Origin of the sequence: Vibrio sp. 10N.239.312.C11 (genome assembly GCF_041466065.1) — a bacterium.
GTDB lineage: Bacteria > Pseudomonadota > Gammaproteobacteria > Enterobacterales > Vibrionaceae > Vibrio > Vibrio tasmaniensis_A.
Genome location: NZ_JBFSRZ010000032.1, coordinates 41,245 through 54,610, shown reverse-complemented (window position 1 = coordinate 54,610; position 13,366 = coordinate 41,245). Strand labels below are relative to the sequence as shown.

Sequence of the window (13,366 nt, the reverse complement as noted above, 5' to 3'; positions counted from 1 at the left end):
AGCAACGACAGAATCCTTCGGTATTTAGACCGTCAACCTCCCTCGGTAATCACAGGAGAGCACCTGACGCTTGTAAACACGTGTCACTTACTAGAAGCTAAATCCATCGTTCTCGTCGATTTCAAATGCTTCATGCTCAGGTTTTCAAATGCTACTGAGTAAATCCCCCCGTAACATTCCACTTCAAAAATCTTCGAGACTAAAAAAACTATCAAGTTGCTCTTCTAAAAGAAATGAGCCATTTGGGGCGGCCGAGTTCCCCCCGAACTCGACCTGTTCCAGACGCGCAAGCAAAGGCGTTTGGTTTCTGGCTTACTGATAAATTAACCAATTTCAGTTTGTTGTGTAAATAATCAATAGTTTGGCAACTGATAGGTAGATCGTATTTCGATGTGCAAATCATAGAAATGAATGATGGCAACCGTGGTGCTTGAGTTTATGCAAGGAGGCTGGCGTATTGAAGTGAAAGGGCCGACACAATATGAAACCTGTCTTTCTAGTTAATAATGTCGTTATTATTTAAATTGTAGGCATTTATAACTGGCTAGTGGAGTGTGCTAGTTTTAAGAGTTGGTCATCTTTTATTCTGGTGTTATACACTGCTTTTTATTCCTCGATTGGATTTAGTGTCTGAATTATTAAATCTGACGGGATAAATGATTGTTTAATGTTGATTTGGCAAGATCTTCAAGTATCCTTTATGTAAATAAAACGTTAAATATCGAAAGTTAATTAACAATCATTAAGGAGTCGATGATGTTACATGCTCACGAAAATACCCTACATATTACCCACCTCAGTAACCATGCAGTTAAGGAGTTGTCACCATCATTCTCTAAGCTACCAAGCACAGAGCATGCAGATGGCCAGTTCCGATTGAGAAGGTACTCAGTGGTTGAATTCAGTAATGGACAAGTCGTTGAGCTAGACAAACATAACTTTGTTCAGTCTGAAAACATTAATCACTTTCAAGGTGATGTTGTTCGTCAGTTCGAGCCGATTGAAGCGAATATTCTAAGCAGCGAAGGCATGCAAGAGATGTGTGAACTGTTTATTGAAACCAACGGGCTTGAAGACGGACAAGAAATCGAAATCCATCAAATCCGCATTGCCGCTATTTTTGAAGAAACTCAGGTTGCACCAGAAGGTGTTCACCAAGACGGTTTTGACCACATCGCGATCATTGGTGTTACTCGTCACAACATCGTTGGTGGTGAAGTTATGCTTTATCAAGACTCACATGAAGCGCCATTCTTTAGAAAAGTATTAGGCGATGGCGAGGTGGCAATGCTTGCTGATAGTAAGCTTTGGCACAATGCACAACCGATTCGTACCATAGACCACGGCGAGATGGGCTACATGGATGTGTTTGTTCTAACTGCTAAGGATGCGCGCAATGTCCTTCACTCTTAATGACGTGCGCCAACAGTTTAGCGCGTTAGGCCAATATCATAATGGCAAGCCAGTCACTTTCTTTGATGGGCCGGGTGGCTCTCAGGTGCCTGAGAATGTTTTAGCATCAATGACCGAATACTTAGGGCATTTCAATTCAAACCTAGGCGGCCACTATTTTTCTAGCCAAAAGACCACAAGTTTAATGCAGCAAGCGCGAGAAGCGGCGCAAGCACTGCTTAATGCGGAGTCTTCTGGCAACGTTGTGTTCGGAGCGAACATGACATCTCTGACCTTCCAATTGAGCCGAGCGATCAGTCGCGATTGGAAAAAGGGCGATGAAGTTATCGTCACGGCGTTAGACCATTACTCAAATGTATCGAGTTGGCAGCAAGCGGCAGATGACAAAGGCGCGATTGTTCGCCAAGTTCGCGTAGACGAGTCGGATTGCAGTTTAGATATGGCGCACTTTGAATCGCTGCTTAACGAGAAAACCAAGCTTGTCGCGGTGACGTTTGCTTCAAACACGACAGGCTCGATTGTTGACATGGCGAAAGTTATCGAGCTTGCACATCAATATAGCGCTCAGGTTTATGTCGATGCCGTTCATTACGCGCCACACCATTTGGTCGATGTTCAGCAATTGAATTGTGATTTCTTAGCGTGTTCAGCGTATAAGTTCTTCGGCCCGCATGTGGGTATTGCTTATGTTGCGCCTCAATGGCTGCATACTTTAAAGCCTTACAAGGTAGAGCCTGCAACCAATATCGGCCCAGGTCGTTTTGAGACAGGTACGCAAAGCTTCGAAGGTCTTGCTGGTGTGATTGCGGCGGTAGATTACTTGGCGCAATTAGGCGATCCCGCTGATTCATTGCGTTCTCGTTTAGAGCAAAGCTACGCGCTGTATAACAAGCACGAGAGCCAACTCAGTGAGTACTTCCTGAAACGCTTGTCCGATCTTGAAGGGGCAAAGCTTTACGGGAAAACCGAGTTTGATTCGAACCTAAGAACGCCAACCTTTGCGATTACCTTTGATGAGCACTCCCCAGAGTTCATAGCTAAGAAGTTGGGTGAGCATAATATCTGTGTGTGGAATGGTCACTTCTACGCATTAGGGCTGGTGAAGCAGTTGGGTATTGAAGAGCAGGGCGTGGTGCGTATTGGTTGTATGCATTATAACTCGATTGAAGAGATCGACTTGTTGTTCAATGTGCTTGAAGGGATCTTGCGAAGCCACTAGCACTTAATCGCTATAGAATTAGAAAAGAGCATACTTCTCTCAATAATATTGAGGTGGAAGTATGCTCTTTTTTGTTTGATTGAGCTTATATCTGTTTAACGGCAGTTATTCTATTAGGACGGTTACGAAGACTAAAACCGTTAATCGATTAACTCCATGACTTAACTAAGAGAGCTGCTTAACCAGAGCTGCACCTACTGCGTGCGCACTGGTTGGGTTTTGGCCAGTAATCACTCGCTCATCAACAATTACAAGCTCATGCCAAGGTTGAACCTTGTTGAAACGCGCAGCGCTGCGAGCAAGAGACTCTTCCAATAAGAACGGAATGTCATTGATGGTGCCAAAGTCGATTTCTTCTTCACGAGTAAAACCAGTCACCGATTTAGAGCTTAATAGCTTCTCGCCGTTGCTTAAAACAATCGGAAGCAGTGCTGCTGGGCCGTGACATACTGATGCGATCACACCGCCATCTTCATAATGCTTAGCGGCAATCGTTGCGAATTGCTCGTCGGTTGCTAAGTCAGAAAGTAGGCCGAATCCACCTGGGTAGAAGATAGCATCGTAGCTTTCTACGTTAATTTGGCTTACCGGAATCGTGTTATTGATACGGTTCTGGAAGTCATCATCAGCCAAGATTTCTGCGTTTACTGAATCACCTTCAATATCGGTTCCATACAGCGGACCTTTACCACCCTTGATCGACGCGATGTCGTACTCAAAACCCGCAGCAATGATCTCTTTCAGTGCATGAGTCAGTTCTGGAGCGTAAGTACCGTTCGCTTGGTCTGTATCGCCTAGTGTTACGTGGTTAGTTACAGGTATTAGTATTTTTTTCATGATTCGTCCCTTTGAGCACGTTTGTTTGGTTTCAGCGTCGTGGCTTTTATTTAGAAAACCAAAGCTTTCAATTTAGATACCGCTGTTTCGTTACCTGTAATACTAGTAGTAAACCATTTGAGTGATAATATGCCGAGTAGACAAAACATTATTGCTATATAGCAATAGTGGATGTGAATTAGTCGGATGTGAACTCGTTAGATGTAAACAGGTGAAGTATGGATAGCTTTGAAGGTATTAATGAATTTGTGGCGGTAGCGGAATGTCACGGCTTTTCTGCAGCAGCAAAAAAGCTGGGGGGCAGTACCAGCCATGTCAGCCGCCAAGTATCGAGATTAGAAGAGCGGGTGGGTGTGGCTTTACTCGCTCGATCCACTCGTATGGTAAGTTTGACTGAGTCTGGGCATACCTATTATCAACAATGCAAAGATCTGGTTATCGGACTGCAACAGGCGAATGAACAAGTCACGTCTCAACAAGCTCAGCTGAGCGGTACTTTGCGTGTCAGTGCGGCGGGTGCGTTTGCCGAGAATCATGTTGCAGCAGCTTTGATGGAATTTGCGAAAGATCATCCTGAGCTCACCATAGAGATGAACTTCAATACTAAGATGGTTAACTTCATCGAAGATGGTATCGACTTCGCCATTCGTTACGGCCGATTAGACGATTCCGGTTTGGTGGCAAGAAAGCTCGTCGATCGCCCAATGGCGGCAGCAGCCAGTAAAGACTATATAGAGCAATTTGGTACGCCCACTCATCCAGAGCAGTTAAAAATGCACAGCTGCATTATCGCCAACAGTGATCAGTGGCTATTTGAGAAAGAGGGCAAACCGCTAAATGCAGTGCGAGTGCACGGGCGATGGCGCAGTAACAATTCGAGCGCAGTACTGAAAGCATGTGAAGAGGGGCTTGGTGTTGTCTACCTTCCTAAAAGCAGTTTCAATGGTGGCCTGACTAATGGAAAGCTTGTCCCGGTGCTTGAAGAGTATTGGGGAGCAGGAACCAGCAGTTGGGTCGTATATCAAAATCGTCGTTTTTTACCCCAGAGAGCAAGGCTGGCTATCGACTTCTTAGTCTCTTATTTTTCCGATTGGAATGAATAACCGAATAGATAATGCTTACATAGCTATACAATATCCTTGTTGTTTTTTGATGTGCGTAATAAGAAGGTGCTATTTGTCTACTTTTGATGACTTACGCTTACGATTGAGTTGTAGAGAAGCCTAAAGCAGTACGATATACTAGATATCATATTAATGTCCCTAACGCGTGATAGATTGTGTGGAAGCGTTGGCAGGATGTGTTGTTATGCTTCGGCTTATGAAGTGTAGCGAGAATGCGGAGTTGGCAATGTCTTCAATAAATTTCGAATCCACGTACGGTGTAATAACGATTCAAGATATGAATGTAGTGAGTGTTGACGCTAACTATGCTCGCATCTATGGATACCAATCACCGGAAGAACTACTTTCTGATATCGATAGCTTTCTAGATCTCATCTCAGAAGAGTACCATGTTTTAGCCTATCAAAATTACCTCGAAACGGTCAGTGGTCAACGAGACCCTCAGGTTCACACCTATACCAATATTGATCGCAACGGCAGAGAGTTCACCGTGTTTTCTATCGATCATGTGACGGAGTGGCAGGGAAGACCTGCACTGCAAGTCACGGTTATCGATCTTTCCCCTGCGATTCAGCTGCAAAATGCAGTGCGTGAGCAAGATAAGATGTATCACGACATGATCATGCAATCAGGGCAGGGCATCTTGGTTCACCGAGATTTCAAACCGTTGATGGTCAATCAATCCTGGGTAAAACTGCAAGGTGGATCTTCCATAGAGCAAGTCTTAGCGCTGGATTCGATTCTTGACTTAGTACCACAGCAGAATAGCGACGGCATCTATAAACACTATCAAGCGATCGTGTCGGGTGAGTTGTCGGGAACCAGTACCGTGGTTGAAAATATTGGCTTTGACGGTGTTCATCGCTTCTTTAATATTTACGATAATGCAATTACTTGGAAAGGTCAGCGGGCCGTTCAAGTAGTACTCGAAGATGTGACTCAAAAGGTGATGTTGGAGAAGCAGTTGGTTCACCAAGCGAATTACGATGAAATGACGGATCTGCTTAATCGTAGGGCGATTTATGAATGGTTGAGAGAGCATATGTTCTCTAAAAACTACCTTGTCTGTATGCTACTAGATATCGATGACTTCAAGTCGATTAATGACACTTATGGTCATATGGTAGGTGATGAGGTAATTTGTGCTTTAGCTAGCATAACCAAGCGTAATGCCGAGAAAGTTGGTGGAGTAGCAGGCCGTTGGGGTGGTGAAGAGTTCATTCTATTTATCCCCAATACGTCTCTTGAAACAGCTCTCGAAGTTTCAGAAGAGATTCGCCAACAGTTCAATCAAGTCGAGTTCAAAGTGGGTGAACAAATTCGTTTTAACTCTAGCGTGAGTATCGGAATCAGCGATAGCCGAGCGTGTGAAGACGGTGTCACTATTGACGCACTCGTGAATTTAACCGACCAATCTCTTTATCGCGCGAAAGCCAATGGCAAGAATTGCGTAGACGGAGATGTAGTCGCGCTTTAACGCCTAAAACCGTCACCCAAAGACGAATAGAATCGACAACGAAAAATGCCCTCAAGTCATCACTTGAGGGCATTTTAGTTTTTGGCTATTAACTGAACGCTTCTCACCATGAGAAACGCTTAAGTTCTATAAATTAGGCAGACACTTCCACTTCGTAAGAGCCAAATTTACGGATGTTAATCACGCCAGTATCTAGGATAAGGTATTGACCTTTAATACCTTGAAGTACGCCCGTCACTTCAGGGTTCTTATCAAAGTTGTGCGATACAATTTTCACAGGGTGCTGTTCAACTGGGTAGCTCAATGAAGTAGTGCTCTCACTGAGCACCTCGATAGCATCATCACCAAACTTCGCTCTGATCTCTTGAATCTTATCTTCTACAAGTGGCAATAGTTCTTTGGCTTTTTCAACCAACTCCATATCGTCACCGTCGCCTTTTAGCAGCGTGCGCCAGTTGGTTTTATCGGCGATGTGTTTTGCTAATTCGACTTCAATAAGGCCAGAGATCTGGCGCGTTTTTACCTTCAAAATAGGTAGGCCCTGAGTGGCTCCTTGATCAATCCAGCGAGTTGGAATCTGAGTATGGCGAGTGATTCCTACCTTAAGGCTTGATGTGTTCGACAGGTAAACGAAGTGATCGACGAAGCAATTTTCTTCACCCCATTGAGGCTCACGACAAGTACCTTGTTCGTAGTGGCAAGTCTCAGGCTTCATGATGCACATGTCGCAGCTTGCTAGCTTTTTCATGCACACAAAGCAGTGGCCTTGAGAGTAGCTTTTCTTAGTTTTCTTACCACACGAACAACAAAAAATATTACCAGTGTGGGTAAGGTTGATGGTTTTTCCAATCAGAGGGTTTAGCTCTACAAACTCTTCCCCTACAGGTAAACGGTAGGTAACCGCACCATCAAGGGAAGCACTCATTTTTCTGAGTGTTCCTTTTGCTAATAAAGACATGACATTACTCGTTGTATTTTGATTATTATTTCGTCGACTCGAACGCCTTGTAAGCAGTCGCTGCGGTTAACGATGATTATGCGATGAGTATAACAAATAGAGCCTCTATTTATACGCAATATTACTTGATTCATGCAGTGAATAATTGACTGGAAATACGTCATCTAAATTATAGTATGACATTTTGTTAAGGTGTGATATAACGTTTTTAAGTCAATTGTTAGTATGCAATCTAATGATTAATTTTGCTTGTTTATATCGTCAAATCCCAACTATAGGGACCAAAAGCCGGAAGCTTAGATGTGAAGTGGATTCATAAAATTGTTATCTTTCTAGTTATCGCAACACTTGCCATTGTGCAGTATTACCAGGTAAGTGGAAATCGTGTGATAACAACAATTACTCCTGAACAATATGAATTTATCGCGACCAGCGATCAAGTTGATAGAGGAGTCAGTACCTCCCAATTATCCTATGAAAATGGGCAGTATATTCTCGATTGTGAGCTTAAAAAATCCGAATATCCGTGGCCTTACTGTGGGCTATCGATTCGTATTAGCCCAGACATAACCACTGGTCTTGACCTTTCGCAGTACCACACCTTTAGAGTCAATATTGATTACCATGCGAAGGCTGATCCTAGTGGTCGTCTGAGAACGTACCTACGTAATTACAATCCTGCTTATTCGGTGCCTGATGACGAATATACACATAAGTATAACGGGATGGAGTTTTCTCCAGGAATCGATGGTGGCGTGATAGAAATTCCGATCAAAAATTTGCAAGTCATGACGTGGTGGTTAGCGGATAACGAGATTGCGTTAGAGCATTCGGCCCCCGAGTTTTCAAATGTGAACATGGTTGAGTTTGCTACTGCTTCTGGTGCTAAATTAGGTCATCATCGAATAATTATTCGAAGTATTGAGTTTGAGGGTTCGTATATTTCGGCTGAAAGCCTGTTCCTGATCTTGCTGTTTATCTGGGTGGGTACAGGCACTGTGTTTCTGCTTTCAGAATTACACCGCTCAAGAAAACGTATCGCGATCGCTGAAAAAAGACACCATCACTTAAAAAACGTCAATCGGGCATTGAGAGAGCAAAACTTCGAGTTTTCTGAAAAGGCTCATCGTGATGAATTGACAGGGATACTTAACCGACACGCGATTCGTGATTGGTTGAAAATGCAGTCGCAACAGGTGAAGCAAGGCCACGGCAAGTTAAGTATGCTCTACCTGGACATTGACTACTTTAAAAGTGTGAATGACAAATACGGACACCTGATGGGTGATCATATCTTGCGTGAATTCAGTATGGTGGTTGGCAGCTCTATCAGTGCGACGGACAAACTTGTACGTTGGGGTGGTGAAGAGTTTATTGTTTTTTGCCCTGAAACCGAAGCTGGCGAAGCGCAGAGAAAGGCAGAGAAAATCCGACTTTTGGTTAGCCAACATCTTTGGATTCATGGGGATTCTCTCACTTGCAGTATCGGCATTGCCGAGATGAAACAAGAGCGGGTGACAGAGACCATTGCCCGCGCTGATGAAGCCTTATATCAAGCGAAGCATTCAGGGCGAAATCAGGTGATCTTGAGCCACTAATCTGAAGTAGAGTTTATTGGTTTATAAGCCACACGTGCATATGTGACGTGTGGCATTTTTATGGCTCTTATCCCAATAGCTGACACAAAAAAGGTGGCGCGGGGCCACCAAAAGGGAAAAGCGTTTTTTGTTTTTAGATGCCCGTTTGGCTGATCTTATTAGTTAAATTGATCTTGCTAGTTAAACTGATCTTGTTAGCAGAGCGGGCATTTTTTTACTGGTTGAGCCGGGGGAAGCTGCAACCAGATTTTTTGAGAGGGGGCATTCCTGTAAACATTTATCTATAAGTATTTACCTATAAATATGTGTTTCTAAGCACTTGCCTGTAAAGCTTTCTCTATAAGCGTTAGTGCTTACCAGAAGATCCAAGCGAACAGAGTCAGTACTAGGATACAAACTAGGTTCAACACCATACCGATTCGCATCATCTCTCTCTGCTTGATATGACCCGAACCAAAGACTATCGCATTCGGCGGTGTCGCAACTGGTAGCATGAAGGCGCAAGAAGCGGCAACAGCAATCAGTGCAGACAAGATAACTGGCGACATACCTAGCGCTTCAGCAATGGTTGCGAATACTGGGACAAGCAGTGCCGCACTCGCTGTGTTACTTGCAAATTCCGTTAGGAATACCACGAAGGCTACCACAGCTAGAATTGTAAGAAGTACGCCTGCTGTTTCTAAAAATCCGCTTAGTGAGTGTGCTAAGAATACGCTTGTTCCTGTCGCTTTTAGAATGTTACTTAAGCAGATACCACCACCGAACAGGATAAGTACACCCCAATCCGTTGTCTTCTCAACGTCTTTCCATTCCACGGCTCTAGAAGCGCCAAGCAGTACAATGGCGCCAATCGCTACCAAACTATCAAACTTAGAGAACCCGCCAATCATTGCGTTGATCGGCTTGCCGAATATCCAAAGCGTTACGGTTAAAAGGAAGATAGACAGTGTGATTTTCTTGCTGTTTGTCCACTCGACAGGTGCATGGTCTAACTCGAATTTGTGGTCAAGTTTTGGCTTAGTCATCACGTACAAAATAATCATCGTGATTGGCAGTAAGATCATTGAGATAGGTAGCCCAAGCGCCATCCATTCTGTGAAGCTCAAGCCAACTTCTGCCGCAGCAATGGCGTTTGGTGGGCTACCAACTAAAGTTGCGATACCACCGATTGAAGCACAGTAAGCGATACCCAATAGCACGAACACGTAGGTGTTTCGGTCTTCACTTTGGTCGACTTTGTTCATGATACCAAGAACAAGAGGGAGCATCATTGCTGTGGTGGCGGTGTTTGAGATCCACATGGATAAACCCGCACTCACACCGAACAACATGAACACGGCTACCGACATTCTGCCTTTTGCTATGAGCAATACTTTGTCAGCTATCGCTTTATCCAGCTCTTGCTTGTTCAGTGCGGCTGCCAACGCGAATCCGCCCATGAATAAGAATATGATGGGATTCGAAAAGTTAGCCAGTGCTGCGGGCGTGTTGAATACACCAAACAAGACAGCCAATAGGGGAACGAGCAAAGCGGTGATGCTGACGTGGATAGCTTCTGTTAACCATAGAATGGCAACGAACACGAGAATACTTAAACCCGTATTCACTTGCGCTTCGAATGGCAGGGAATTGAGCAAAACTGCAAATAGCGTGAAATTACCGATTAATATCATGCTGTTGCGGGTAAACAACCAGTGTTTCAGTGTAGTAACAAGTGCCGTCATAAGACGCTCCTTTTGTTTATCCTCGTTTTATTGGTGCACGACTTCGTTGAGCGGTGCTTATTATTTTCGAGGTATATAGACTTGATGTAGGGTCAGACTTTGTTGGGAGAATGTTACTCAAGTTAATAAAGGAGTGTTGGTGTGTTTTTGCTTAACAATGGGGAAGTGTGAGGCAACAAATTCAAAATGTGTAGTTTTCTACACATCGGTCTCTGCTGGTTCTAAAATAGGGCTTACTGAAGGAGTTGCAATCGGATTTTCAGTAGGGCTTGCTGTGGGGTCTGCTATAGGGTTTGCATTGGGGTCAGCAATAGGGCTAGGAATCGGCAATGATTCTGGTTTTGGACTGGGTTGGATCGGCTCTTTAGGGCCAAGGAATTTTGGCGTAGTACCAATAATATACAGATCAAGAAACGCTTTGGTACGTGCAAACACTTCACGTAAACGTATTGAGGTTCCTGAATGATGGGTTGGTCCTGAAACCGCCAAACACTGCGCATTAATATCGTAAGAGTTAGCGATAAATAGCGCTCTTTCACAGTGGAACTTCTGAGTGATGATTAGGAAGTTATCGGTATCGAATATCTTTTTGGCGCGAACAATCGAATCTAGGGTTCTGAACCCCGCATAATCTAGATTGATGCGTTCATCGGGGACGCCCGCTTTTAACAAGTCGCGTTTCATCGTCCACGGTTCATTGTAAGAGCGATGAGCGTTATCGCCACTCAGTAGAAATTGGTCTACCTTTTCACGATCGAACAGCTCAATTGCCGCTTCGATTCGGTGCTTATAATAGTCGTTGAGTGTTCTACCTAAATATTTGCTTGTGCCAAGCACAACGGCGACCTCAAGCTCGGGCACTTCATCTATATCGTAGATGATGCGATCTTCTGCTTGCCATGAAACCCAATAATCGATCGCAATAACCGCAGCGCTGCCTACTAAGAACACGAGGAAAGCGCCAAACAGAAAACCTTGCAGTTTTTTGTAAGCTTTTAATAAGTGGCTACGGAAAATGTGAGAATCAAATTTCACTCTCGGTATGGTCCTTTGACTGAGCATTAATTTTTGAGTGCTCGATAATACCAAATAAAAATGAGAAAAATCAGTTAAAAAGACAAGACAGTGTAAAGAAAAAAGCCCCCGCAGTTGCAGAGGCTCTTGTAAGAGTAGTTAACGCTCTTTATTCCAAGCGCAGCACGTTTATTAGAATGCAGTACGCTTGTAGCGACGGTAAACCGGCTGCCAGAAGTGCTGGTCTATCGCTTGTTGTAGTGCTTCTTCAGTGATCTCTAGAGCAACACCTTGCTCAATCGCTTTTTTACCAACGGCAAAAGCAATCTTCTTAGATACGGTGTGGATCTCTTCCAATGGTGGAAGTAGAGCACCTGAGCCATTGATAGCAAGTGGAGAACACGTTGCAAGTGCTCGGCTTGATTCCATTAGCATTTCGTCAGTGATGCGTGAAGCATTCACAGCCAATACACCAAGGCCAATACCTGGGAAGATGTAGCTGTTATTACACTGAGCGATTGGGTAAGTGGTGCCGTTGTGAACCACCGGCTCAAATGGGCTACCAGTCGCAACAAGCGCTTGGCCGTCAGTCCAACGAATAATGTCATTTGGTGTTGCTTCAACACGGCTTGTTGGGTTTGACAGTGGGAACACGATAGGGCGTTCGCAGTGAAGGTTCATCTCTTTGATGACTTCTTTGCTGAACAGACCCGGAGCACCAGATACGCCAACCAGAACCGTAGGTTTCGCGTGACGAACAACGTCTAGTAGAGAGAAACCAGTGCCGTCGCTTTCCCAATCTTTGGTGTTCGCGTTGGTTTGAACTAGACGCTGTTGGAAATCAAGCAGGTTTTGCATGCCTTCCTGTAGCAGACCCCAACGGTCAACCATGTAAACTTGAGAGCGAGCTTGTGCATCGCTGATACCTTCAGACACCATTTGAGCAATGATAGCTTCAGCAATACCACAACCTGCAGAACCCGCACCTAAGAAGGTGATGCGTTGGTCTGACAGTTTGCTGTTCGCTGCTTTACATGCTGCAAGTAGAGAACCAACCGTTACAGCGGCTGTACCTTGGATATCATCGTTGAAACAACAGAGGCGATCTTTGTAGCGTTCAAGCAGTGGCATTGCGTTCTTTTGTGCGAAATCTTCGAATTGAACTAGAGCATCTGGCCAACGGCGTTGAACGGCTTGAATGAATTCTTCAACGAATGCATCGTAATCTGCACCTGTGATACGAGGGTGACGCCAGCCCATGTACATTGGGTCAGCAAGACGCTGTGGGTTGTTTGTACCCACATCGAGCACGATTGGTAGCATGTAAGCTGGGCTGATGCCGCCACAAGCTGTGTAAAGTGCTAGTTTACCAATTGGAATACCCATGCCACCGATACCTTGGTCTCCCAAACCAAGAATACGCTCACCATCCGTAACCACGATAACTTTAACGTTGTGGTTTGTCGCATTGTTCAGTAGGTCATCGATACGATCGCGGTTCGGGTATGAGATAAACAGACCACGGCCACGACGGTAAATATTTGAGAAGTTCTCACATGCTGCGCCAACTGTTGGCGTGTAAATGATAGGCATCATTTCAGAGATGTGGTTTTGAACTAAACGATAAAAAAGCGTTTCATTAGTGTCTTGGATGTTACGAAGGTAGATATGCTTATCCATATCACTTTCGAAGTTACAATATTGCTTGTATGCACGTCCTACTTGCTCTTGGATTGTTTCGGTTGTTTCCGGTAACAAGCCTTCAAGGTTGAAAGAACTGCGCTCTTCAGCAGAGAATGCGCTGCCTTTGTTTAGAAGAGGGGTACTTAGTAGAGCAGGACCAGCATAAGGGATATATAGAGGGCGTTTATCGTTGTTCATTAGATGCCTAATATGGGAGAAAGGGTAACCGAAAAATGATAACGGTTTAGTTATTCAATTGTAAATAGTTTACCCCCGATCTTTGCAAACAAAATGATATTCTTACCCATGTCCCACACTT

The 13,366-nt window shown here is 44.3% G+C and carries 10 protein-coding genes; 5 read left to right on the top strand and 5 right to left on the bottom strand.

What is annotated here, in order from left to right; all coding sequences use genetic code 11:
• Positions 1-756: 756 nt before the first annotated feature.
• Together AB6D07_RS14480 and AB6D07_RS14475 are read left to right on the top strand one after the other, a co-directional pair.
• A complete protein-coding gene (locus AB6D07_RS14480) occupies positions 757-1,413 on the top strand; it encodes a 2OG-Fe dioxygenase family protein (RefSeq protein WP_029223059.1) in 657 nt (218 codons plus the stop codon).
• Complete coding sequence (locus tag AB6D07_RS14475; RefSeq protein WP_017103767.1) at positions 1,397-2,632, top strand: cysteine desulfurase-like protein; 1,236 nt, start codon at positions 1,397-1,399, stop codon at positions 2,630-2,632. Before AB6D07_RS14480 ends, AB6D07_RS14475 begins: the two co-directional genes overlap by 17 nt.
• Positions 2,633-2,797: 165 nt before the next feature.
• Here the strand turns inward: AB6D07_RS14475 and AB6D07_RS14470 are convergent, their stop codons facing one another.
• Positions 2,798-3,469, bottom strand: a complete 672-nt coding sequence (locus AB6D07_RS14470) for a type 1 glutamine amidotransferase domain-containing protein (protein WP_017103768.1) — start codon at positions 3,467-3,469, stop codon at positions 2,798-2,800.
• A gap of 218 nt (positions 3,470-3,687) precedes the next feature.
• Here AB6D07_RS14470 and AB6D07_RS14465 point away from each other — a divergent pair, with 218 nt between their 5' ends.
• Positions 3,688-4,572: a LysR family transcriptional regulator gene (locus tag AB6D07_RS14465; protein WP_372140725.1), complete on the top strand. Its 885-nt coding sequence runs from the start codon at positions 3,688-3,690 to the stop codon at positions 4,570-4,572.
• A gap of 247 nt (positions 4,573-4,819) precedes the next feature.
• Entirely contained in the window at positions 4,820-6,070 is a 1,251-nt protein-coding gene (locus AB6D07_RS14460) for a diguanylate cyclase (RefSeq protein ID WP_372043898.1), read from the top strand.
• 133 nt (positions 6,071-6,203) lie between these two features.
• Here the strand turns inward: AB6D07_RS14460 and AB6D07_RS14455 are convergent, their stop codons facing one another.
• Positions 6,204-7,028 (bottom strand): DUF2797 domain-containing protein, encoded by an 825-nt coding sequence (locus tag AB6D07_RS14455; protein ID WP_017103771.1) that lies wholly within the window; start codon positions 7,026-7,028, stop codon positions 6,204-6,206.
• A gap of 302 nt (positions 7,029-7,330) precedes the next feature.
• On the opposite strand from AB6D07_RS14455, the gene AB6D07_RS14450 reads away from it, so the two are divergent.
• Positions 7,331-8,626: a GGDEF domain-containing protein gene (locus AB6D07_RS14450; RefSeq protein ID WP_017103772.1), complete on the top strand. Its 1,296-nt coding sequence runs from the start codon at positions 7,331-7,333 to the stop codon at positions 8,624-8,626.
• A gap of 353 nt (positions 8,627-8,979) precedes the next feature.
• Here the strand turns inward: AB6D07_RS14450 and AB6D07_RS14445 are convergent, their stop codons facing one another.
• The 3 genes from AB6D07_RS14445 to AB6D07_RS14435 all read right to left on the bottom strand — a co-directional run bounded on the left by AB6D07_RS14445 (position 8,980) and on the right by AB6D07_RS14435 (position 13,245).
• Positions 8,980-10,350: a DASS family sodium-coupled anion symporter gene (locus AB6D07_RS14445; RefSeq protein WP_017103773.1), complete on the bottom strand. Its 1,371-nt coding sequence runs from the start codon at positions 10,348-10,350 to the stop codon at positions 8,980-8,982.
• A gap of 198 nt (positions 10,351-10,548) precedes the next feature.
• Positions 10,549-11,385 carry an ElyC/SanA/YdcF family protein gene (locus AB6D07_RS14440; protein ID WP_029223060.1) on the bottom strand — a complete coding sequence of 279 codons (837 nt, stop codon included), beginning with the start codon at positions 11,383-11,385 and terminating at the stop codon, positions 10,549-10,551.
• Between the two features lie 171 nt (positions 11,386-11,556).
• The gene (locus AB6D07_RS14435; protein WP_012603704.1) at positions 11,557-13,245 is read right to left on the bottom strand and encodes an NAD-dependent malic enzyme; all 1,689 of its coding nucleotides are present in this window, start codon (positions 13,243-13,245) and stop codon (positions 11,557-11,559) included.
• Positions 13,246-13,366: the final 121 nt, after the last annotated feature.